Annotated in this window: 11 protein-coding genes; 7 read left to right on the top strand and 4 right to left on the bottom strand. The window is 34.6% G+C overall.

All coding sequences use genetic code 11. The annotated features are described in order from the left end of the window. Positions 1-162 precede the first annotated feature (162 nt). Positions 163-1,986 (top strand): alkaline phosphatase, encoded by a 1,824-nt coding sequence (locus L1276_RS02815; RefSeq protein ID WP_253785229.1) that lies wholly within the window; start codon positions 163-165, stop codon positions 1,984-1,986. 30 nt (positions 1,987-2,016) lie between these two features. Here L1276_RS02815 and L1276_RS02810 read toward each other — a convergent pair whose 3' ends face one another. After that, complete coding sequence (locus L1276_RS02810) at positions 2,017-2,577, bottom strand: adenylate kinase (protein ID WP_253785228.1); 561 nt, start codon at positions 2,575-2,577, stop codon at positions 2,017-2,019. Between the two features lie 295 nt (positions 2,578-2,872). Here L1276_RS02810 and L1276_RS02805 point away from each other — a divergent pair, with 295 nt between their 5' ends. The 3 genes from L1276_RS02805 (at position 2,873) to L1276_RS02795 (ending at position 19,445) form a co-directional block, all read left to right on the top strand. Further along, positions 2,873-9,847, top strand: a complete 6,975-nt coding sequence (locus L1276_RS02805; protein ID WP_253785227.1) for a leucine-rich repeat domain-containing protein — start codon at positions 2,873-2,875, stop codon at positions 9,845-9,847. Between the two features lie 10 nt (positions 9,848-9,857). Further along, positions 9,858-18,146 carry a T9SS type A sorting domain-containing protein gene (locus L1276_RS02800; RefSeq protein WP_253785226.1) on the top strand — a complete coding sequence of 2,763 codons (8,289 nt, stop codon included), beginning with the start codon at positions 9,858-9,860 and terminating at the stop codon, positions 18,144-18,146. 174 nt (positions 18,147-18,320) lie between these two features. After that, positions 18,321-19,445 (top strand): patatin-like phospholipase family protein, encoded by a 1,125-nt coding sequence (locus L1276_RS02795; protein WP_253785225.1) that lies wholly within the window; start codon positions 18,321-18,323, stop codon positions 19,443-19,445. A gap of 114 nt (positions 19,446-19,559) precedes the next feature. Here L1276_RS02795 and L1276_RS02790 read toward each other — a convergent pair whose 3' ends face one another. From L1276_RS02790 to L1276_RS02780, 3 genes are all read right to left on the bottom strand, one after another. Continuing rightward, on the bottom strand, positions 19,560-20,297 hold the full coding sequence (locus L1276_RS02790) for an alpha/beta hydrolase (protein ID WP_253785224.1): 738 nt from the start codon (positions 20,295-20,297) through the stop codon (positions 19,560-19,562). Next, positions 20,294-21,184 (bottom strand): 4,5-DOPA dioxygenase extradiol, encoded by an 891-nt coding sequence (gene ygiD, locus L1276_RS02785; protein ID WP_253785223.1) that lies wholly within the window; start codon positions 21,182-21,184, stop codon positions 20,294-20,296. Before ygiD ends, L1276_RS02790 begins: the two co-directional genes overlap by 4 nt. Before the next feature lie 106 nt (positions 21,185-21,290). Continuing rightward, positions 21,291-22,121 (bottom strand): helix-turn-helix transcriptional regulator, encoded by an 831-nt coding sequence (locus L1276_RS02780; protein WP_253785222.1) that lies wholly within the window; start codon positions 22,119-22,121, stop codon positions 21,291-21,293. 210 nt (positions 22,122-22,331) lie between these two features. Here L1276_RS02780 and L1276_RS02775 point away from each other — a divergent pair, with 210 nt between their 5' ends. The 3 genes from L1276_RS02775 (at position 22,332) to L1276_RS02765 (ending at position 25,398) form a co-directional block, all read left to right on the top strand. Further along, positions 22,332-22,928 carry a Crp/Fnr family transcriptional regulator gene (locus L1276_RS02775; protein ID WP_253785221.1) on the top strand — a complete coding sequence of 199 codons (597 nt, stop codon included), beginning with the start codon at positions 22,332-22,334 and terminating at the stop codon, positions 22,926-22,928. Positions 22,929-23,133: 205 nt separating this feature from the next. After that, the gene (locus L1276_RS02770; protein ID WP_253785220.1) at positions 23,134-23,505 is read left to right on the top strand and encodes a helix-turn-helix transcriptional regulator; all 372 of its coding nucleotides are present in this window, start codon (positions 23,134-23,136) and stop codon (positions 23,503-23,505) included. Positions 23,506-23,742: 237 nt separating this feature from the next. After that, positions 23,743-25,398, top strand: coding sequence for a T9SS type A sorting domain-containing protein (locus tag L1276_RS02765; protein WP_253785219.1), 1,656 nt, complete (start codon positions 23,743-23,745; stop codon positions 25,396-25,398). The last annotated feature ends 6 nt before the right edge of the window (positions 25,399-25,404 follow it).

The raw sequence follows: 25,404 nt of genomic DNA, 5'->3' as shown, positions 1-25,404 counted from the left end.
TCATTTCGATGGAGTAGAAATGACAGCTTTCTATATTTATTTAAACAAGTGAAACGCCTTTATCGACAAAGAAAACTATGTTTCTATGTGTTAAAATAAAGTACAACAATTTAATTTCTAATAAAGTTTACCTACAATTTTAGGAGAATAAAACCCATTTCAATGAAAAAAATAATCACCCTTTTTTGCCTTCAGTTTTTCGTGTTCGTGCAAGCGCAGGAATACACATCATCAAACATTCATTCTCATAACGATTATGCCAGTAAACTTCCGTTTTTCGGGGCTTATTCTAACGAAGCCGGTGTTATTGAGGCCGATGTTTTTTTAGTAAATAACGAATTGTTTGTAGCGCATACTTCAAAAGAAATTGCACAGCACAATACGCTTAAAAGTTTATATCTGGAACCGCTGTCTTCTAAATTAAAGAATTTAGGATCAAAAGCCTATCCAAGCAATAAACCTTTGATTTTAATGATAGATATTAAATCTGATGCCGATTCGACTTTAAAGGTAATTGCACAGCAGTTAAAAACTTTTCCGGATATAATTGCGAATAAAAATATTAAAGTGGTCATTTCAGGAAACAGACCAAATCCTGCACAATGGAAAGACTATCCGGAGTTTATTTATTTTGACGGAAGACTGAATGAAAACTATACGACAGATGAATTAGCGCGTGTTGAAATGATCAGCGAAGATTTACATGAACTAACGGTTTGGAACGGAAAAGGTGTTTTAACACAAGCCGATTTAGAAAAAATCCAGTCAACGATTAAAAAAGTTCATAATCAGAATAAAAAGATAAGATTTTGGGCTACACAGGATAATGTAAATACATGGATGACTTTAATGAACCTGAAAGTTGATTTTATAGGAACAGACAATGTTCCTGAATTGACACATTTTATTAATAACATCAAATCGATGTTTTATCAAAATACAGAGTTTCATCAGGCTTACGTTCCTAAAAATGTTTCAGCTTTCGCCAAAAAGAAGCCTAAAAATGTCATTTTGTTAATTGGTGATGGAATGGGATTAACGCAGATTTACTCGGGTTACACGGCTAATAAAGGGCAATTAAGCCTTTTTAATATTCCAACACAGGGATTTTCTATTACCAAAGCATCAGACAGTTATATCACCGATTCTGCTGCAGGCGCAACGGCCATGGCAACAGGACATAAAACGAATAACAGATTCATCAGTGTTGACGAAAACGGCAAACCTTTAGAATTAATTACACAGCAGTTAGCTAAGAAAAATTACAAAACCGCAATTATTTCGGCAGGAAATATTACAGATGCCACTCCGGCCGCTTTTTATGCACATCAGCCGGAAAGAAGTTACAGCGAACCAATTGCTTATGATTTCCTGAGTAATCCATCGGATATATTAATTGGAGGAGGAACAAAAGAATTTAAAGCGAGAAAAGACGGTAAAGATTTGTCTAAAGCTTTGATAGAAAAAGGATATACTTTCTCTGATAAATTCAGTTCTTTGGATACCATCAAAAACAACAAATTTGTAGTTTTAGAAGATGCTGCTGTAGTTTCTATGAAAAACGGAAGAGGTGATTTTTTAACTAAATCTTTGGCGAAAGCAACCAATACTTTTTCAAAAACAAAAAATCCGTTTTTCATTATGGCCGAAGGTGCTCAAATCGATTACGGCGGGCACAGTAATAACGTAGAATATGTAGTTCGCGAAATGCTTGATTTTGATAAATTAGTAGGGCAGGCGATGGAATTTGTAGATAATAATCCTGAAACTCTTTTAATTGTAACAGCAGATCACGAAACGGGGGGATTATCTCTAATCGACGGAAATATCGAGAAAGGTTACGTTCACGGAAGTTTCAGTACAAATGATCATACAGCAGTTCCGGTTCCGGTTTTTGCTTATGGAGCAGGCGCTCAAAACTTTTCTGGTGTGTATCAAAACACGGCAATTTACACGAAGATTTTAGAGGCACTTTCTATAAAATAAGCACAATATTTTTCAAATCAAAAGCCCTTGTTAACGCAAGGGCTTTTTGTTTATGCTTTCCATTTTTTCGATAATAAGATCGATTCGCTGCTCGAGTGTTAAATCGCCAGAAATCTTTAAAACAGGAAAATTGATTGAAGTCAGCCAGTTTTCGTGAGCCTGAAAATTTCTGTTGGCAATTCCGGTATTATTATCATAATCTTCGGCCCATTCCATAAAGTTTTCGAATTGTTTTATGCGGTCAGGGTCAGTGTAAATTACATTTCCATATCGTTCAAATTCTCTTTTTTTTAATCTTTCCATTCTAATTTGCGGCGGAATCCATAAGTACACAACCAAATCAAAATCAGGAAAAACATTTTCTCCCCATTGAAAAATGGAACCGCCTAAAATCCACTTTTCAGAATTTTCAAGAGCCAATTTTATTTTAGAATTTCTCTCTTCCGGATTTCTCTTTATGGTAAAGGGAACCTCTGATTTTTCCCAAAAATACTCATCACTGTCGAAATATTTATAATTAAGCTTTTCGGCTAAAGCAATTCCTGTTGTCGTAACGCCGCTTCCGGACGCACCAAAAATGTGAATCTTCATTTTTTATAAATATTTAGAAAGTCAATATTACAAAACTTTTCTAAGCATTTTTGTCTAAATTTTGAAGTGCTGAACTAAAAAACGCCTTTAAAAATGTAGTTATAAATATGGACTTTTAAATAGGATTAAAAGTTACCTGAATACAGGTAATTTTTTAAGGTAAATAATTGATTTTAAGTATTTTATAATTTAATATTCTTTATTTAACATAACAAAAGAAATGTTTTTCCTACTTTTAAGCCAATTTTTTAACAAAAGGTATCTTCTTAAAATACTGGCACTTAAACATGAATCTATGAAGAGAAAACTACTTATTGGATTGCTATTTCTGTTTAGCAGTCTAACTTTATTATCGGCCAAAAATAATTTTAATATTCCTATTCCGGATTCAGAATTTCAGGCATTGGTTGATTTTTATAAAGCAGCCGGTGAAGCAAACTGGACTAACAAATGGAATACGAAAGAAAATAATCTGCATGAAGTGCCGTGGTATGGTGTAACGGTAGAAAACGGACACGTAACTGCTATTGACCTAAATGGTACCAGCAATATTACCGGTTCAATTCCGGTTTCTTTTGGAAATCTGAAATATCTTAAAACGCTTTCGCTGTATGGAGGTAATTATGCAAAAGATTTAAGTACGACTGATTTAAATGTTTTCTCGGAATTAGAAGCTTTAGAATCATTAGACTTAAGATATACCAAGTTAAAAGGTGTAATTCCGGCATCTTGGGCAAAATTAAAAAAGCTTAAAACACTTTATTTAAGCAACAATGCGATCACGGGATTATCTGTAGGATTTGGGCAGATGGAAAGTTTGGTAACTGTTGATCTTTCTGAGAATCAAATTACGGTTTTAATCAAAGATTTAGAGAATTTAACGGCTTTAAGAACCTTGAATATCAGCTATAATAAAATTGCTGCAGTTGAAGCTTTACTGCCCAGTACAGTGAATCTTAATTTATATTATCAGACACTTGGTCTTCAAAATATTACTTATAGGGGAGTCGACTTAAAAATTGACAATCTTCCTGCTGTGGTTTCATACAGCAGGACAAAAAACAACTTTACCGCCAGACCAAAATTTGCTGTCTATGTAAGAGGAAGTGAAATTGCTAGTGGCATAGCCATGTCTGCTGACGGAAGTATAACTATTTCGGCGTCTTATCTTTCTTCTTTAAAAAATGGAGATGAGATTTATTTGTATCAACAATACGATTATGATACAGGAGCTGTATCCAACTACAGCCGTGTTTATTTTACAAATGTACAGGTTAACCAGCCTTCAGTTTCTTCCATAGAATATCAGGCATTAATTGATTTTTACAATGCAATGGGAGGAAGTAATTGGAATTATAAATGGGATATTAACGAAAACAATCTTAACCAGGGTGCATGGACGGGTTTAAGTATTGAGAACGGACATGTTACAGGTTTAAATCTAGTAAGTACAAGTAATGTTTCAGGTTCAATTCCGGCTTCATTTGGCAATTTAAAATATTTAAAGAACCTTTCGCTTTACGGGGGAAGTTATTCAAAAAATCTAAGTACAACTGATTTAGGTGTTTTATCAGAATTACAATCTCTTGAAACTTTAAATTTGCAATATTGCAGAATTTCGAGTTCAATTCCATCTTCATGGAGTAAATTAAAGAAACTAAAAACAATTACTATATCTGGTAACTCTATTGCAGGACTGCCTGATGAATTGGGAGAAATAGAAAGCTTAGTGAATTTAGACGCCAGCAGCAACCAGATAAAATCGATCCCGGTTTCAGTTGGAAATCTCGAAAATCTGGTTACGTTAAATCTATCCGATAACCAGATCACGGTATTAGTGAAAGAACTGGAAAATGTTAACACTTTAAGAACGTTAAATCTTTCGAACAATAGTATATCTGTTATTTCTGCATTGTTAGGCAGTACGGTTAATTTAAGCCTTAACTCTCAAAATATAAATGTTGAAGGAGTAATTTATACAGGTTCAGATTTAAAAATAGAGACCCTGCCTAATACAACTTATTATAATAGGACCAAAAATGATTTTAGTTCGAGAAGAAACTACTTTACATATGTGGGAGGAAATCAAATAGGAAGTATTATCACAGCATCTGTAGACGGCAGTGTAATAATCCCTGCCTCTTATTTATCTTCAATAAAAACAGGAGATCAGTTTTATTTATATCAAAATTACGATTATAACGACGGAGGTATTGCACATTATTCAAGAATTAATTTTGTAAATGTAAAAGTAGATCAGCCGAAAATTCCAGATGTAGAATATCAGGCTTTGGTTGATATTTACAATGCTATGGGAGGTTCAAACTGGAATAACAAGTGGAATATTGCTGAGAATAATCTTCATGAAGGGGCATGGTATGGCGTAAGTATTGAAAATGGACATATTAGCGGACTTACTTTTCAAAATATATCGAGAGTGTCCGGGGCAGTTCCGGCATCGATTGGGAATCTTAAATATTTAAAAAATCTTTCTTTATATGGAGGAAGTTACAGTAAAGATTTAAGCACAACCGATTTAAATGTTTTATCAGAATTAGAATCTTTAGAGACATTAGATCTTCGCTACAGTAAAGTAAAAGGTGATATTCCGGCTTCATGGAGTAAACTGAAAAAACTAAAAACAGCGTATTTAGGTTATAATATTCTAACAGCCTTGCCAGAAAATATTGGTGCTATGGAAAGTCTGGTAACTTTTGAAGCACAAAATAATCAACTAAAAACTATTCCTGTTTCTATAGGTAATCTGGCTAATCTTGTGACTTTAGATTTATCTGATAATCAAATCGAGGTTCTTATAAAAGAGCTGGAAAACATTGCAGTTTTGAGAACATTAAACCTGCAGAGTAATAGTGTAGGAGACATCAAAGCATTGTTGAACAGTAATGTAAATCTTAACCTTAATTATCAAAATATTAATGTGCAGGGACTGGTTTATACAGGTGTAGATGTAAAAGTTGAAACACTCCCAAATACGGTTTATTACAACAGAACAAAAAATGATTTTTCTGCCCGAAGAATCTTTTCAGTATTTGTGGGAGGAAATCAGATAGGAAGCAATATCACATCTGCCCAAGACGGAAGTATTATAATTCCGGCCTCTTCGCTGTCTTCTATAAAAACCGGGGATCAGTTTTATTTGTATCAGCCTTATGATTATACTAACGGAAGTGTTACCAATTATTCAAAAGTTAATTTTGTAAATGTAAAAGTAGATCAGCCAAAAATTCCAGATGAAGAATATCAGGCTTTGGTAGATTTTTATACGGTAATGAATGGTACAAACTGGACCAACAAATGGAATGTTTCTGAAAATAATCTTCATGAAGGTGCATGGTATGGAGTAAGTATTGAAAACGGACATATTTCCGGGCTTAATCTTAATAATAACAGTTCTGTGAGAGGTGCTGTTCCGGCTTCGATTAAAGATTTAAAATACCTTAAAACATTATCTCTTTATGGAGGAAGTTACAGTAAAGATTTAAATACAACAAATCTGGCTGTTTTATCAGAACTTGAAAATCTCGAATATTTAGATTTAAGATATACTAAAATAAAAGGAGATCTTCCGGCGTCATGGAATAAACTAAAAAAGCTTAAAACACTTTATTTAAATAACAATACCCTTACAGCTTTACCGGAAGATTTTGGTGGAATGGAAAGTTTAGTAACGGTCAATCTGGCTTCAAATCAGATAAAAATAATTCCAGCCTCAACAGGAAATTTAATTTCTTTAGCCACTTTAGATTTGTCTGATAATCAAATTGAAGTATTGATTAAAGATTTAGAAAAAAATGCAGCTTTAACTAACCTGGATTTATCCAATAATAAAGTTTCTATTATTCAGGGAATGTTAACGAGTCAGGTAAATCTGTCCTTGACTTATCAGACCTTAAGCGTTGAAAACTTTTTATACGAAGGAACTGATGTAAAAGTGAGTAATCTTCCAAACAGTATTCTTTATAACAAATCGAGAAATGATTTTTCTTCGCAAAGACCCTTTAGATTGTATTTAAAAGGAGATCAGATAGGAACTAATATTACAGTAGCAGGTGACGGAACAATTACAATTCCAGCAGATTATCTTGCGACTTTAAAAACGGGTGATGAATTGTATTTATATCAACAGTATGATGGATCTGCAGCTTCTACAAACTATTCTAAAATTTATTTTACCAATGTAAAAGTAGATCAGCCAAAAATTCCTGATGCAGAATATCAGGCATTGGTTGATTTTCATACTGCAATGAATGGGACAAACTGGACAAACAAATGGGTTACCGCACAAAACAATCTGCATGAGGGTGCATGGTATGGAGTGAGCATTCAAAACGGACATATTACAGGATTAAACCTTAATAATAATTCAAATGTTACAGGAACAATTCCAGACTCTTTTGCTAATTTAAAATATTTGAAAAACCTTTCGTTATACGGAGGAAGTTATACAAAAAACTTAAGCACTACAGATTTAGCAATTTTATCAGGTCTTGAATCTTTAGAATCTTTAGACTTAAGATACACAAAACTAAAAGGTATTGTACCATCTTCATGGAATAAGCTGCAGGCTTTAAAAACGTTGTATTTATCCAATAACACTATAGAAGATGCAGATGAAGCCTTGGCACATTTACCGCTTTTAAAAACAGTTGATTTTAGTTATCAAACCATTACGATTCCAACCATCGAAGTGGGTGCAAACGAATTGGTTATAAACCTGCCAACGTTATCAACGTTTTTATTTAATGCCAATGGAGGTGTTATCAATAATAAAAACCATTTTACCCTTTTTATCAATGGTGTAAATAAAGCATCGAACTATTCTAATACCGAAGGAAAATTAATTTTTAAAGATATCGCTTTATTCGGAATCAAATTAACAGATCAGATTCGAATTGAACAAAATGACGGAACGGCTCAGGGTACGAGAATTAATTATACTCAGGTAGTTTTTGGAAAACCATTAACAGATGAAGAATTTGAAATTCTGAAAAAAATATACGCCAGTACAAACGGAACACAGTGGACACAAAAATGGGATATTTCGCAAAATAAACTTCATGAAGTAAGCTGGTACGGAGTAGGAACAAAAGACGGACACGTAGTATCTTTAAGCTTATCTGCCAATAATTTGTCAGGCACACTTCCTGCTGAATTATCGGATTTAGCCTATTTAGAAACTTTAAATCTGCAGTCTAATGCCATTGAAGGTTCTCTTCCAACAGATTTAGGAAGATTAAATAATCTTAAAACGCTTAATGTACAATCGAACAAATTTAGCGGAGCACTGCCGGTTTTATCTGGAATTTCAGGATTGAAAAAACTTTCAATTGCCGGAAATACATTTAAAGGAACAATTCCGGGGCATTTCAATGATTTCGAAAATATCGAACAAATCGACCTTTCAAACAATGGTTTTGATGCTTTAGAAAAACCATTTACTTACGATCTCGCTAAAGTTTATATTAATGTAAGAGGACAGGTTATTGCCAAAGATGAATATCTTTATTTAAAAGGCGACGAAATAATTGTAGATCTTCCGGCAATTACAACTTATAACGAAAACACTCAGGATTATTCAGGACAAAATCAGTTTGAACTGCAGGCCAATAACTTCAAAATTTCTGAGGCCTCAGTTATAGGTAATACCATAACATTTCCAAATATTTCTGTTGCGGGCATACCTGCAGGAGCAAAAATTGCGATTTGGCAGAAAAATGGAACTTCGCAAGGCACTTATGTTCAATTTAAAGGAATTGCCGACGGTTCTGAAACGCCTTTAATTACCGAAGAATACGATGCTTTAGTAGCCTTTTTCAAAAGTGCAGGCGGAACAGGCTGGAAAGAGGTTTGGGATACATCATCTAACAATCTTCATGAAAAGAAATGGAAAGGTGTTACCACCAATGAAGGACATGTGGTTTCAATTAATCTTCCGGATAACAATTTAACTGGAAACATTAGTGCAGAAACTGGAAAATTCAGTGAATTGCAAAATCTGAATCTGGCTAAAAATAAACTAACAGGAACAATTCCGGAAAGTGTATCAAAAGTAACCAAACTAAAAACGGTTGACCTTTCAGAAAATGAACTGACCGGAATTGATGCTGCATTTTTACCAGCGGTGAGTTTTAAAATAGACCGTCAGAAAATTAATTTGGGAGAACTGCCTTTAACATTATATGCCGTTTTAAAAGATCAAAAAATTAACCATTACGATCATACCAATTCGATTTTTAATGCTACTCAGTCATACAATATGACTTTGAAAGATTATTTCCAAATGGTTACAGTTCCTGAAGACGGTATTAAATTGACGAATATTTTAAGTGAATGGAATGTGGCAAACAACCAGACTTTAGAATTAAGACAAATCGCCGGATCTGCCAGAAACAGTGTGCTTACCTATACCATAACGTACAGAGAAGGAGATTCTAATTTAGACGGAATTGTAAATATTCTGGATATTCAGTCGACCTTGAATTACACCTTAAGCCAAAAACCAAAATTCTTTAATTACGGCGCGGCCGATATCAATAAAGATAAAAACCTAAACGTACTGGATATTATTTCATTGATTAATAAAATCCAGTCCGGCACACTTGAAAATCCCGCAAGCTCAAAACGTATGGCTTTGACAAGTAACGAAGATGTGATTTTGAGCATTGAAGATAATACGCTTTATATCGACAATCAGTCCGTTTCGACAGCGGCATTTGATATTCGTTTAAAAGGCAGCAACAAAGCGCATATACAAGAACTTCTTTCAGGTTTGGGCTACACGGTTTCAGTCGCAGAACGTCAGGGCGAAATTAGTATTGTAGGTTTCTCAATGGATAAATCACTTTCAGGAAAACAAGCCATTGCAAAAGTATCAGCTCAAACAGAAATTTTATCTGCCATGATTTCAAATACAGAGGCAAACGCATTGACTTATAAAATTTCAAAAAACTTAGGTGTTGATGATATCAATAAAGACAATTCAGCAGCTCTTTTAAATTATCCAAATCCATTTACAAATCAAACGGTAATTCAATATCATTTACCTGAAAATGCAGACAAAGCGACACTAAAAGTTTTTGATACAGCCGGAAGAACTCTTTACATACAGTCAGATCTTGATGCATCACAAGGAAATCATGAATTTACTTTTCAGCGAAGAGATCTTGCCTCAGGTATCTATTTCTATACCATCGAAGTACAAAATGGAGCAAAACCTGCCATTTTTAAAGGAAAAATGTTAATACAATAAACTCACCAAAATGATATCTAACGAATTGAAAACAATGAAAATAAAACCTTTTTTGGTGTTTATCTTCCTATTTTTAGGAACGTTTATACAGGCGCAAAATAGTTTAAAAGTAGTAAACGCATCGGCCGGACCTGGCGAAAAATCAGCTGTTGTAATTGATTTGGCAAATGCCGATGAAGTAGTAGGAGCCGAGTTTACGCTGACTGTTCCGCAGGGATTAATTGTAAGCGAGAAAGACGCTAAAATTATCGAAAGCCGTAAAGGCGATCATGCGATATATGTCAATATCGATAAGAATAATCCGAGAAATTATCACTTTATAGTTTTGTCGCTTAGCAGTACTTCTTTTAAAGGAAACAACGGCGCTCTATTAGAAATTCCAATTGAAATTCCGTTAAACTATACATCAGGACAAACACACAATTTAGATTTATCTGGTGTTGTTTTAAGTTCTAAAAATGCGGTTGACATTGGTTCAAATCACGTAAACGGAAAACTGACAATTGCAAATGCGCAATATCCGGACTTAACGATTTCCGGAATCACCACAGCCGAATCTAACATTACTCCAGACGGGAAAATTAATGTTTCATGGAAAGTTGACAACATTGGAGACCGAATTGCTTCTGGCGGATGGATCGAGCAGGTAAGCATTGTTTCTGATCAAACCGGATTAGAATACAATCTGGGAACTGTATCTTATAATGAAGATTTAGATAAACAAAAATCAATAAGCCGAAATGCAGCATTTAACCTTCCTAAAGTTTTAGGTATTGAAGGGAATGTTAAAGTCAAAATTAATATTATAGCAAATACCGCGGTAAAAGAACCAGAGTCCTTAAAAACAAATAATAAAGTTACTGCAGCAAGTTCAATTTTACTTGAAAAACGTTTGTTTTTAACTTTAGATAAAAAAACGATTGATGAAAATTCAAATGAAGTTATCAGGGCAACGCTGACGCAAAGCGGTGACAGAAGCAGTGATAAAACCTACGTTTTAGCAGCTTCTCTGGCTTCCCAGCTTCAGTTTGATTCATCTGTAAAAATAGTAAAAGACCAGTCTTCGGTTGTTTTTTATATTAAACCAATTGACAATTTAGATAACGACGGAAACAGGACGGTATCTTTAACTATTTCAGGAAATGATTATCCTGCTGTTTCAGATACTATTGAAATTATCGATAACGAGTTTTCGACGATTACTTTAACCCCGTCGAAAATTACAGCAACAGACGGCGAAACAATTACAGTTACTTTAGAAACTGGTTTTGCTAAAACAAAAGATGTAAAATTTACGATAACTGCAGATCAAAGCTCTCGCTGGACCGTTCCGGCAGACGTTACACTTCCGGCAGGAAGTAAAACAACTTTGTTTACGATAACAGTAAAAAACAATAAAGTTCCTGAACAGACTGTAACCGGAAAAGTAATTTTGAGAGCAGAAGGTTTTCAGGCAGGAAATACAGAAATTATTTTAAAAAGCTCAAATGTTCCGGCTTTTGAATTGGAAATTGCACCGCAGACCATTTCAAAAAGCGACGGTGTTTATGCAACATATGCCACATTAAAACGAATTGATAAATCAGAAATCAGTACTAAGGTACGTTTAAAAGCAAATATTGCCAACGTGTTGATTCTTCCGGATGTTATTGATTTTCCAGCGAATGTAAATTCGAAAAGATTTAATATTGGAGCTGTAAACAATGGCATTGTAGACGGAACAAAAGTGGTTAATGTGACCGCAGAGGTTTATTCTTCAGCTTGTAACTGCAGCTTTCCGGCAGGAGAAGGAAGCAGTGCCGGCAAAGACATTACCATTCTGGACAGCAATGGACCAGCCTTAGTTGTAAAAGCCAATCCGGGAACAGTGAAAGCCGGAGTACAAAAAGCAGCAAAAATTACGATTTCAAGAAATACGGTTGATACTTCTAAAGCTATTTTAGTAAAGTTATCATCAGATTCACCTACAATCGTTTCAATTCCGGCAGAAATTTCAATTCCGGTAGGACAGGAAAGCGTCGAGATAGAAATCAATACGATTATTGATCCATTGAAAACGGGAGATCAAACCGCGCGTATTCAGGCCGAAGCCGATACTTTCAGTTCAGGATTTGCCTGGATTCTGGTTACAGATCACAACAAAGCAGATGCTGTGGTTAATTCAGTTAAAACAGTTGCTCAAGCCAATGGAGAAGATACAATTGAAGTAACAACTTCGATTACCAATCAGGGTTTTGCGGTTTTAACTAAAGGTTCTAAAATAGAATATTTTCTATCTAAAGATAAATTAACTAAAAACGCAATTCTTCTATTTACATCACAAATTGATACTGATATTGATGCGGGAAAAAAACTGGATCTTATAAAATCGATCAAATTACCGCAGCAGGCAGGTGACTATTATTTGGTAGCGGCTGTAAATTCAGATCAAAAATTAAATGAGTTATCGTATACCAATAACGAAGCATATTCGGCAATAAAATTATTCTCCAGTTACAATGCCACAAGTACGGTTTCTAAATCAATCTACAAATCAGGAGAATTGGTTGCCATTACGGGAACGGCTAAAATGGCAAACAACAGTCCGGCAGTAAATAAGGAAGTAGAAATTATCGTTGCATCTGGAAGCTTTACACGTTCATTTAAAGTTAAAACCAATGCATCAGGAAATTTTGCTTACGATTTTGAACCTCTGCAGGCAGAAAGCGGCCATTATACCGTAAGCGCAGGATATCCGGGAACTCAAAATGTAGTTCAGGCAGAGTTTGATATTGTTGGTTTTGAATGGACGAACAAACCTTCGAATTATTTGAAATGGGAAGTGGTAACCAAAGTTCCGTACAAAGGAGAATTTGTATTAAAAAACAACAGTAAAACTCCTTTAACGAATATTAAAATAGAATTACCGTCAGATGCAGGATTTACAGTTCAAACAGATGATTTAACATTAGCATCAGGACAAGAAGCCGTTTTAAGCTATACTATATTGGCAGAAACAGCATCGGCTGAACAAAAATATTATGAAATCAATTTCAACATAACTTCAAACGAAGGTGCTAAACTTCCGGTTTTAACGTATTATCATGCCAAAGCGCAGACACCAAAATTATTGGCAAATCCGGTAAGCATCAATACCACGATGATAAAAGGAAGCTCTCGTTTTTATGAAGTAACAGTTTCAAATACAGGAGCGATAGATGCCGAAAAAATAAAAGTTGATGTTCCAAATCTGGAATGGATGAAATTAAAAAGTACGGCTGTTATTGACAAAATTGCGCCAAACGAGTCTGTAAAAATCATTCTGGAATTAGCACCAACAGACAAACAGCAGTTAAACGTTCCATTAAGCGGCAACTTAGCTTTAAATCCTTTAAATGGAGGCGGAGTAAGCATTCCTTTTAAAATAGAAACCGTTTCAGAAGCAACAGGTTCTTTATTGATCGATGTTGTTGATGAGTACACGTATAATACAGAAAAAGCACCTCACGTAAAAGGAGCAAAAGTAGTCGTTCGTCATCCGTTTTCCGGTGCAGTTGTAGCAGAAGGATTTAGTGATGATAACGGTATTTTTACCACACCTCAAATTCCGGAAGGATATTATACGGTAACCGTAACAGCAGACAAACACGCTTCTTACCAAAATAACTTATTGGTAGATCCGGGTAAAGTAACCAGTCAAAGAGTATTCATTTCATATCAGGCCGTAAGTTACGAATGGGTTGTAAAACCTACAGAAATTGCAGATGAATACCAGTCTGATTTGGTAGTTAAATTCGAAACAAACGTACCAAAACCAGTAATTGTTATTGATATTGATAATCCTGTTTTAGATTTAAATACAGGAGAAAGCAGAATGAGTTATGCAACCGTAACCAATCATGGTTTAATTGCTCTTTCAAACGTAACTTTTAATGTAGACAGTCAGGGAGATTACAAGTTCAAACTGATGATTGATAAAGTTGATGTATTAAATGCTAAATCGACTATCATTGTACCAATATTAATTACAAGACCAGCTTCAAGCGGAAAAAGTGCTGCGGCAGGACAAAACTGTAATTATAATTTAATAACAAAAGGAACTTATGTCTGCGAAACTGAACAAAATCTGGCAGCATTTCAGCCTTATTATGTAATTACTTGTACAACACCAACTACACCTGTTGTTGGAGGTGTGCCTGATTTTAACGGAGGAGGTTTTGGGCCATTAATTCCTATAGGTACCGCTATTGGAAATATTATTACTGAACTGCCTACTATTTGTACAAATCCTTGTATAACTTCGATTATAAGTTCTGCAATGGGCTGTTCGCCATTTATTCCTTTACAACTTGCTTCATGTCTCCTTTCTCTTGCGACTGTTGATAATGATATAATAAATATAACCTTAGCATTAGGAAGCTGTATTCCAGGTCCAACTAGGGCAGGATGTTATTTTGGAGTTGCATCAACGATTAAAACTTGTTTAGAACAACTTATGAGTGGCAAAAGCACTCAAAACAGTTTCTGGCAATCTAAATATGAAGACTTTCAGGCAATGGCAGATGCTGAAACAGCCTTAACCAATAGGATAAAAGCATATTTAGGCAATGACAGATTATTTCAAAGCCCTAACTTTCAAAATTTCATGAAAGAAACAGCTTCAAATCTGGACGCTGGAAAAACATTTTCAGCATTAGATATTGCACGAATTAAAACTACTCTTTCAGGTACAGATATTACTAGTCAGGAAATTGACAGCTTCTGCAATAGATGGAACACTACTTTAGAAGCATGGAGTAAAAATATAAAAGCTCCAAATGCTGAATATCCAAACATCATTAATAAAAATGATATTGAGAACTATGACAGAACCAGAAAAGCCTTAGTTGAGCTGACTGCAAAAAGAGGTTTTACCTCTGCAGCAGCATTGTATGAGAGTGGTCTTAAAGAAATAGAAGAGTATGGAAAAGAACTAGCTTCTCAATCATCTGTTTGTGCCAGCGTTACAGTGAAATTCTCTCAAAAAATCACGATGACAAGAGAAGCTTTTGAAGGAACTCTTACATTAAATAACGGAAGCGACGCCAACACAATTAAAGATCTAAACTTAGATTTATTAATTAGAGACGAAGCAGGAAACGATATGACGCATTTGTTCCAGATAAATAAAGATGCTTTCCTGAGTGGAACAGGACTTGTAGGACCAAACAGCAGTCAATCAGGAACTGTAATTTTTATACCAACAAAAGAAGCTGCTCCAACTGTGGCTAAATCATATTCATTTGGAGGAACATTATCTTATTTAGATCCAAATACAAGCGAAAGAGTAACAGTACAACTATATCCTGTAACTCTTGAAGTAAATCCAAGTCCTGATTTGGTAATGCATTATTTTATGCAGCGTGATATTTTAGGAGATGATCCGCTGACAGATAAAATCGAGCCGATTGTTCCGGCAGAAATGGCATTATTGATTAAAAATGAAGGTTACGGAGTTGCTAAAAATGTTCAGGTAGAATCGGTTCAGCCGGAAATTATCGAAAACAAAAAAGGCCTTTTAATAGATTTTGAAATCATTGGAAGCAACTTTAACAACGAACCTAAACAATTAGGTTTATTAAATGTTGATTTTGGAAATATCGAACCGCAAAAATCCGCACTTGGGCAATGGTGGTTTACCAGTACTTTATTAGGACATTTTGTAGAATACGATCTTAAAATAAAACATTTAAGCAGTTACGGAAACAAAAACCTAAGTCTGATTAAAGCTTCTTATGTTCATGAATTAATTAAGAGCGTAAAAGCGTATGGTGCAGGTCAGGATAACATTAACGATTTCCTTGTAAATGATATTGTAGATGCAACTGACACTCCGGATGCTATTTATTATTCAAACGGAGAAAGTGATGAAGTTTATAAAGTGGCTGCAGGAACAGTTTCTAATACTATTTCGCCAAGTCTGCTTACGACAACTTTAACCATGAATTCATCTAAAACAGGATGGAATTATGGAAATACAGCTGATCCCGGATCAGACAAATACAAACTGGAAAGAGTAGTGAGAATAAGCGACAATCTGGAACTGCCAATAGAAAACTTCTGGCAGACACACGTTACGCTAAAAGACGGATTAGAACCTAAGTATGAAAACAAACTTCATTTCCTCGATAAAATTTCGGGATTAGAAAGATATACTTTATACTACAGTGTTATCAATGCTAATGTACCAAAAGTAGTTTCTTTTGAAAGTCTGCCATCAACTACTACAAAACCAGTAGAATCTGTTCAGGTAAACTTTAATAAAGCAATTAATCCGGCTACATTTACAGCACAGAACGTTACTCTAATTCATCAGGGAACTAAAGTTCCGTTTAATAATAGTTTCATTGGAAAAGTAAACGATTCAACTTACGTTTTAAACATTAAAACACTGTCACTTGCTTCCGGATATTATGAATTAACGGTTCAATGCGCCGGAATTAAAGATTTAGAGGATAATGAAGGAGTAGAAGGAAAAAGTGTTTCCTGGATTCAGATAATCGGAGAACTGGGAATTGTTCAGTTTAAAACAGATCAAATCGAAGCGCAGGCGGTAAACAGTGTCGAAATTCTTTTCAATAAATTCGTAAAACCAGTTCAGTTTACAAAAGACAAACTGACTCTAAACGGAAAAGCACTTGATAATGTTTCGATTGTGACCGAAGATAATCTGAAATATACCATTGTAGGATTAAACGAGTATAACAAAGAAAACGGTCAGTATGAATTAGCGGTTGATCTGCCATCAATAAAAGCAGACGACAATACTTTTGGTTTAGTGGTTCAAACGCAAAAATGGAAAGTAGACATCAGCATTCCGGAAATTGATGCATTTACGCCGAAATATCAGGGAGCAGTTCACAGTCAAAATGTAACAGATCTTGTAGTAATTCTGAATAAACCAATCAGTAGTTTTGAGAAAAACTGGATTACGCTTTACAAAGGAAGTGTAAACTTAAATGCAAATCTAAGTGTGACCAAACAAGACGATTTACATTATTTAATTTCAGGTTTAGGCGACTATACACAAACAGAAGGCGGTTATAAAATTGTGGTAGACCAAACGGGCTTTAAAGATCTTTCAGGCAACTTTGGAACAGGAAATTCGAGTACAATGTGGGAAGTGAAGTTTGGAAAACCTTCGGCACCATCAAACCTTCGTATTACGCCGGATAGAGGAACATCTGCCGCAGATAATATTACTTCTGGTAATGATTTATCGATTGCTTTAACTACAAATGGAAACAAACAAACCGTAGAATTATATGCTGTAACGCCAACCGGAAAAACTCTGGTTAGCAGACAAAATCAGGAAACGGCAAAAGAAGTTTTAATTCCGATAAAAGGATATATTGGTAAAAATACTTTTGAAGCAATAGTATATGATGAGTTTGGAAACGCAAGCGATGCCAGTAAAGTTGAAGTATATATTGATATTGTAGATCTTAATTGTACAGTAACTCCGTTAAGTTCGGCAAACAGCGATTGTGCTGAAACTGATATTATAAAAGTTGAATTTGCCGATGAAATTATGGCTTCGGCATTAACGAAAAATGATATTATTGTAAAATCGGGCGGAATCGCAGTTTCTAACGAAAATATCACTTTAACCAAAGTTTCGGACAAAGAATTTGAAATTGGAAACATCGAAAAATTTGCCGGAGATCATTCATTTGGAATTGACCTGACAAAACTGAACAAGAAATCAAGCGGTTTACAAGGAAAAGGGATTGTGTCTGCCAATGTTGAGGTTGGATTAGATAATACAGCCGATATTACAGGTGATATTTTGATTACCAATGATAATACAACAGTAACTTATACCGCAACGCAGTTAATGCAGGCATATACATGGAATGTTACTGGTGGTGAAATTATCGATCAAAGCAATAATACTGTAACAATTAAATGGACAGAAAAAGGAACACACACACTTTCTCTTAATTATCTGACTCAGGCTTCATGCAGCAAAACAACTTCGTTAGAAGTAAAAGTTGAAGCGACGTTATCTGTTGATAATCCGGTTACGGGTAAAAACGGTTTCTTTATTTCTCCGGTTCCAAATGACGGAAACTTTACTTTACACTTAAATGGTGATGAAGGAACATTTGATTTAGTTATTTTTGATGCCAATGGAAAAGCAGTTTACAAACAGCCTAAATTGGAAATCAACAGTAATTTCAGCAAAGAAATTAAAACACATTTAAGAGCTTCGGGAGTTTATTTCTTAATACTGCACAATGCAGATAAGAGTTACAAAGCCAAGTTTTTAATTAAATAATTTAAAAAAGAGATGTCAATTAAGGCATCTCTTTTTTTTTTACTTATACGCGATAACAAGGGTTTTGTGCCCAAAAATAACCGTTAGATGACAATTTAATTCTTCGCAGTAATCAGGTTCTATAAATTTATTGCTGCAAAAAAGACCCAATATAAACTACTAAATCAAAGAGTTATGAGTAAAATTATTATTTTAACAGTTGACGGAGGCGGTATAAAAGGAATTATACCTTCTTATTTTCTTTCGCAGATAGAAGCAGCGCTTAATAAATCCTGTTATGAAATGTTTGATATTATAGGAGGTACATCGACAGGGGGGATTATTGCCACCGCTTTATCTTCTCCCGTAAATGGCACACAGCCTTTAACAGCAAGTCAAATCTATGAAATTTACACAAGCGACGGAGCTCAGATTTTTGTTCCCCAGCCGTCATTTGTACCGGATTATTATTCTAATTATTATGCCAATGATGGAAACGGGAATGGGGTAGAACCCTTTTTACAGCAAAAATATGGAAACCATACTTTAAATGATGCCAGACAAAACATGGAAAATCTGGCAAATGGGAGAATAAAACATGTTTTTACAACCAGTTATACAATTAACAGCAGTGGCGATAGTATTCCAAATCCAACTTTAGGACAAGATTACGGTCCGTATTTATTTAATTGGCTCGATGCCAAAAATGCAGCAGACAATTATCAGGTTTGGGAAGCTGCAAGAGCAACAAGTGCAGCGCCAACGTATTTTCCGGTTGCGAAATTAGGCGGTGGAGGCGCTCCAAATTCTGATGCCAGCCAAAGATGGGCTCTTGACGGTGGGGTAATGTCTAATAATCCTGCTGTTTGGGCAGTGAGCGAAGCCTTTAGAACAGGATTGGCTTCTTCATTAAACGATATAATTCTAATATCTTTAGGAACGGGTTCTTACCCAAGCGGCGCAGGATTAGTAACCAATCATCAAGGAGCTCCTGATCCTGATTATGGAAATTGGGGCTTTACGCCGTGGCTTGCAAGTGATTTGGATGATTTATCGGGTACAGAAAACGGACGCGGCGCTATTGTCAATATCATTACAGAATCGGTTCAATTGGTTTCGAGCCAGCAATTAACGGGACTTCAAAGCGGTGGACTTACGTATTTCAGATTAGAGCCTTCTATAACAAGAGCGCAGTCTAAAATGGATAACATAGAACAGTCAAATGTTGATTCTCTGATTGATACAGCAACCAATTATTTGAATAATGAAGGAAGTGATATTTTTCTTGATATTGTAAACGTATTAAAACAGAATATTTAAATTTAGAATAAATCAAGATCCAAAAAAGAGTCTTTCAAAATTACTTTGAAAGACTCTTTTTTTAATTTTTAGAATAGAACTTAAAATTGTTTCGATGTGTTTAATTTCTTTAAATTAATTCAAATTAGTTTTCAGCCAAAGATTCACATCATCAAACATTTGTTTATTGACCGTATGACCTTCTTCATACGAATGAAATTCAGGATTTAAATTTTTCGTTTTCAAAAATTCCGAAGCATCTAAAGCATATTGGTAATTTAAAACAGCATCTTGTTTTCCGTGCGTAATAAGGATTTTGAGTTTTTCAAGACGTTTTTCATCTGCAAGTAAAGGTTTGATTTCCGGAAGGAGTCGGCCGCTCATAACCGCAATTCCTTTTACTTTTTCGGGAGCCGTAAGTGCAGTGCTGTAACTCATAATCCCGCCTTGGCTGAATCCCATTAAATAAACTTGTTTAGAATCAAAACTGATTTCCGTTTTTAAATCTTCAATAAAATCAATAATCAATTTTCGTGCATTTTCAGCCTGTTCAGCATTTATTTGAGGTTTTCCTGTGGAGAAATCAACCTGAAACCAGGCAAAGCTGTTTGGGCCAAAAGTCAATGGACCTCTTGCTGAAACTACAACAAAATTATCCGGTAATTCTGCAGCAAAAGAAAAGAGATTTTGTTCATTACCACCCACGCCATGCAGTAAAATAAGCAAAGGCGGATTTTCTGTTGGAATTTTGGGCTGTCTTACTACGTAATGCAGTTTCGTGTTTTTGGTATTTGAATTCATAATGGTAAAACTGAAAATTGAAATTAAAATAAGGACTCCGGCAGAAATCCAAACCGACTTGTTTACACTCATGCTTTATCTATTTTTACCGACATCATATTAAGCGATCCGGCTACAATAGCATCATTAAAAATGGTCGCTTTTTCGTCTTTTTCCCTAAGAGATAAAATGTATAATAAAGGCATATAATGTTCAGGCGTAGGCACGGCAAGTTGAAATTCTTTTCCTTGTTTATCAAAATTGATTAAAGATTGATGATCTTCTTCAATAATCATTTTTTTCATTTTTTCATTAGCAATATGCGCCCATTCAAAAGCATATCCGGGAAGCATCATTTTGTCCCATGCGGCCAAACGTAAATTATGAACCGAGTTTCCGCTGCCTACAATAAGAACACCTTTGCGTCGTAATGCGGCAAGTTCTTTTCCTAATTCGTAATGATAAGAAGCAGGTTTAGTATAATCGATACTCATTTCTATAATTGGAATATCGGCATTTGGATAAAGGAATTTTACAACCGTCCAGCAGCCGTGATCAAGTCCCCAGTCATTGCTTAAACCAACCGAAGTTGAGGTAATAAGTTTTTGAGTTTCTAAAGCCAGTTCCGGACTTCCCGGAGCAGGATATTGAACGTCAAACAAAGCTTGTGGAAAACCTCCAAAATCATGAATCGTTTCTGGTTTTTGCATCGCGGTTACAAAAGTTCCTTTCGTTTCCCAGTGTGCAGAAATACAAAGAATTGCTTTTGGTTTAGGTAATGTTTTGGCAATGTTTTGAAAACCCTGCGTAAAATTATTATCCGCCAAAGCATTCATTGGATTACCGTGTCCAAGAAAAAGAACCGGCATTCTCTCAGTTGCGGTAAAAGAATCTGAAACAGTTTTAAGAGAGCTGAGTTTCATTGCGGCAGCTCCAATTGGTAAAATTGCCATGGTTTTTAGAAAATCTTTTCTGTCCATTTTGTATCGTAGTTAGTCGTGTAAAAAGTATCATTTATTTAGTGATACAAAGTTCAGGTTAATAACAGCGGCAACGGTAACGATTTTCGGAAGAATGGTTGTGTTTTTAAGAAAGCAGTTTTTGCATTTCGTCTCTAAACTCAGTAGGAGTCATACCTGCTTTGCGTTTAAAGGAATGGGTAAAATAGGTTTTTTCGTTGAATCCGAGTTCATAACCTATTTCGGCTACATTTTTATCCGTAGTCATTAAAAGGTTTTTTGCTTCGGTTAGTTTTCGGGTTTCTATGATTTCTGAAACACTCTGCTGTAAAATATTCTGGCATATGAGGTTTAAGTTTCTTGAAGTCATAAAAAGTTTCTCGGCATAAAAATTCACATCTTTAGAATCTTTATAATGTTCCTCCAATAATCTCAGAAAGTTTTTAAAAGTCGAACTCTGAATTTTCTTAGATTCATCATTATCCAGATTCAATTTACGCCGCTCCGATTCAATAATCGTAAACAAAGCGCTCAATAATTGTCTGATAACAGAAAGATCAGGAGATTCCTGTATATATTCATCATAAATCATTTTGCACAGAATGTCCAGTTTTTCAAAACACTGATTACTCTGCATATTGATATTCGCTTTATCATGAAAAGAAGCATAAAGGCTAAAAGTTGTTTCGGCAATAAATTCACTTTTAAATCTCAAAACCCACATATCACATTCTCCATCTTTAACAAGTGGTTTTACACGATGGATTTTCCCCTGAGTCACAAAACTGATAAAAGGAGCGTCTATCAATTTGGAACTAAAGTCGATAAAATGTTCCAGCTGGCCTTTACTTCCAATAATCAATTCTTCAAAATTATGCGCATGCGGTTCGTTTACAGACTGCATTATTTTTTCAGATTCTGCGACAGTTACGCGAAACATTTTGAAGATTTCTGTCATGGTTTAATTTTTAAGGATAAAGATAATCCATAACTTTTTATTGTGGGTTAAATTGTTTCATTTTGATGACAGTACATTGATTTGTTCAACTTGGTAAGTATAATATTTCAATATAGGAATATTTATTCCTATTGGTTGTTATTTATAACTAATGAGAAATATATTAAATACTGATGCGTTCAAAATAAAATAAAAACATAAAAAAAATTAATGGATAATGGAATCGAAAATATACATCATTTAATTTTAAAGTATATTGAAATTAATGAGGCAGAATGGGCTCTTTGTCGTTCATTTTTTAAAACATCATCATTTAAAAAGAAGGATATTCTGGTAAAACAAGGGGAAGTTTGTAATGATATATTTTTTGTTGTGAGCGGTTTATTAAGGATTTATTTCTTGGATGAAAAAGGCGAGGAGAAAACTTTTCATTTTTGTTTAGAAAATACTTTTGCTACTGATTATGAGAGTTTTTTAAAAGGAATTCCTTCAAATTTTTCTATACAGGCAATGGAAAATACGAAGGCAATTATTATCACTTCTGAAATGCTTCAGAGTTTTTACACAATACTCAGATACGGAGACAAACTGGGCAGATTAATTGCCGAAGATTATTTTTTTATTATAAATGATAAAATTAAATCTATGTACATTCATAGTGCTATGGAGAGATATAAAAATATGAATTCCAGATTTCCAAAAATTCTGCAGCGAGTTTCGCAGCATTATATCGCCTCATATCTTAATATTAGTTCGGTACATTTAAGCCGTTTGAAATATGCCCATAAAAAGAATAATCAAAACTGATAACATTTGTTATTGCTTTACGGTTTTTAACGTCCTTATATTTGTAATTGATTTAATAGTATTAATACTGAACTCCTGTTGATACAGAATCAGCTTTTTGAAATAAAGCAGCATAAATTCAATCTCTCTACAAAATTGAATATAGAAAGTTAGTTCTAAATCAAATGACGGAAAGCAGTAGTAATAATTCATCAATTATTTAGATATGGCATTAGAAATTAAAGATAAAATTAGGAACATAAGAGAGCTGAAAAACTATACTCAGAACTATTTGGCAGACCAGTTAGGAATTAGTCAGGCGGCCTACAGTAAAATTGAAAAAGGAATTACAGATTTAAGTTTTAATAAATTAGAAGAAATAGCAGTTATTTTAGAAGTTACTTTAGAAGATATTATACAGTTTGACAGCGATATTTATCTGAATAATAAAAACTCTGAAGCTATAAGTGCAGCTTCAAAAACCAACATTGATTTGGTTCAGAATTTATACAAGGACAAAATATTCCTTTTAGAAAAACTCCTGAATAGAACAGATTTAGAATTGAAACGTTATCGGGATAAATTTGGAATGTTTTAAATCCGATTGTCAGCTTTTAATAAAAACTTACAGGCATTAAAATTTACCGTTTCTTTTATGAGTTTATAAAACATTTGTAAATAGATGACTATTATGAAAATAATAGTTTTTTGTGATTTTTAGTTCTGTTATAGTGGTATTGTGTTCAGATGCCGGACAAAAGTTAACAGTATACGGAATCCCGTAAAGTTTTGAAGAAATATTCATTTAGTTTTGGCACTTTCTAAATCAAAGCTTATGAATAAACTTTACGTACTACCTTTTATTTTATTGTCAGTTTTAAGCTATTCCCAAGATGTTCTTTGGGAAAAGTCGTATGGCGGTATACATGCAGATTATCTTTTTGATGCCCAGCCCACTGCCGATTACGGATTTATTCTGGCAGGAAGCTCACTGTCTAACAAAACGGGAAATAAAGAGGATGATAATCATGGTGATCTGGATTACTGGATTTGGAAAATGAATGAAAAAGGAGAATTGGACTGGCAGAAAAGCATTGGTGGTAATGGTTTTGATTTGCTCCAAAGCATAAAAGGCACCAGAGACGGAGGCTTTATTCTGGCAGGAACCTCAAGCTCTGGAAATAGTTTTCAGAAAAAAGATGATTGTAAAGGTCTTACTGATTTTTGGGTAATAAAACTCGATGCCGCAGGTAATGAACAATGGCAGCGTACGATAGGAGGTAACGGACAGGATGAATTGTTATGTGCGTTTCAAACCAAAGACGGCGGTTTTATTTTAGGAGGTTCTTCAAGCTCCAGTCCTGAATCATCTTCAAATAATAAAATCGATGCAAAAGGCGTAACGAAAGCTGATTTATACAGTAAATCTGAAAAGAGCAGAGGAAACATGGATTATTGGGTCGTAAAATTAGATAATAAAGGCGTTATCGAATGGCAGAAAACCTATGGAGGAAAATATGCCGATTTGTTACGAAGCATGGAACAGACTACTGATAACGGCTATATTTTGGCAGGTTATTCAAATTCACCCATATCAGGAGATAAGGCAGATGCTAATAAAGGTGTTGGAGATTACTGGATTTTGAAAATAGATGATAAAGGAGAAATTCAGTGGCAGAACACGTATGGAGCAGATGGAGATGACCAGCCTTATATTATTCATCAAACGCAGGACGGAGGTTATATCCTGGGCGGAAATTCTAATAGTACTACTCCTTTAACTTCATTAGGAGGAATTGTAAGCAACGGAACCGATTTTTGGATTTTAAAAATAGATCATGAAGGAGGAATTGTCTGGAGTAAAACTTATGATTTTGGAAAAGTAGATATTTTAACCTCACTTGTAGAAAATAATGATCATACTTATTTAATAGGAGGTTATGCAAAGTCCGAAGCCAAATCATCTCTATTGGGCAGTGCATCTAAAACAGCTGGCATTACAAAAGACAAGGAAGGTATCAACGATTACATAGCTTTAAAAATTGACGAAAAAGGAGAAGAGTTATGGAGTAAAACAATTGGAAGTTCCGGAGAAGATATTTTAAGAAAAGTTATAGAAACCAGAGACGGCGGTTATTTAATGGCCGGAACTTCAAATTCTGGTTCTTCAAAAGATAAAAAATCAACCATAGGAGGAAATGACTTTTGGGTGGTTAAGCTGAAAGACAAAGCAAAAGTTGAAAAAGTAAAAGCCAGTATAGAAGCTGTCCCTAATCCGGCTGTTACCTATACCAATGTTATAGTGGGTTATGATTTTACCGAAGGAACAGCAACTGTTGTTGACATTTTAGGAAGGATTCTGCAGCATTTTAATATTTACAGCAGGACGGTTCCCGTAGATCTTACAGGATATGCTGATGGAATTTATGTTATAAAGATTCAGACGGATGTCAAAACGGAGTCGGTTAAAATTATTAAAATAGTAAAATAAGGAAGC

It is taken from the genome of Flavobacterium sp. HSC-32F16, from assembly GCF_024171645.1.
In the GTDB taxonomy this organism is placed as follows: Bacteria; Bacteroidota; Bacteroidia; order Flavobacteriales; family Flavobacteriaceae; genus Flavobacterium.
Note: the sequence above shows the minus strand (reverse complement) of the source record. Positions and strands in the feature narration are given on the sequence as shown.

Coding starts and splice junctions, on each gene's coding strand:
- L1276_RS02815 (WP_253785229.1), top strand. CDS start 163: ATGAAAAAAATAATCACCCTTTTTTGCCTTCAGTTTTTCGTGTTCGTG.
- L1276_RS02810 (WP_253785228.1), bottom strand. CDS start 2,577: ATGAAGATTCACATTTTTGGTGCGTCCGGAAGCGGCGTTACGACAACA.
- L1276_RS02805 (WP_253785227.1), top strand. CDS start 2,873: ATGAAGAGAAAACTACTTATTGGATTGCTATTTCTGTTTAGCAGTCTA.
- L1276_RS02800 (WP_253785226.1), top strand. CDS start 9,858: ATGATATCTAACGAATTGAAAACAATGAAAATAAAACCTTTTTTGGTG.
- L1276_RS02795 (WP_253785225.1), top strand. CDS start 18,321: ATGAGTAAAATTATTATTTTAACAGTTGACGGAGGCGGTATAAAAGGA.
- L1276_RS02790 (WP_253785224.1), bottom strand. CDS start 20,297: ATGAGTGTAAACAAGTCGGTTTGGATTTCTGCCGGAGTCCTTATTTTA.
- ygiD (WP_253785223.1), bottom strand. CDS start 21,184: ATGGACAGAAAAGATTTTCTAAAAACCATGGCAATTTTACCAATTGGA.
- L1276_RS02780 (WP_253785222.1), bottom strand. CDS start 22,121: ATGACAGAAATCTTCAAAATGTTTCGCGTAACTGTCGCAGAATCTGAA.
- L1276_RS02775 (WP_253785221.1), top strand. CDS start 22,332: ATGGATAATGGAATCGAAAATATACATCATTTAATTTTAAAGTATATT.
- L1276_RS02770 (WP_253785220.1), top strand. CDS start 23,134: ATGGCATTAGAAATTAAAGATAAAATTAGGAACATAAGAGAGCTGAAA.
- L1276_RS02765 (WP_253785219.1), top strand. CDS start 23,743: ATGAATAAACTTTACGTACTACCTTTTATTTTATTGTCAGTTTTAAGC.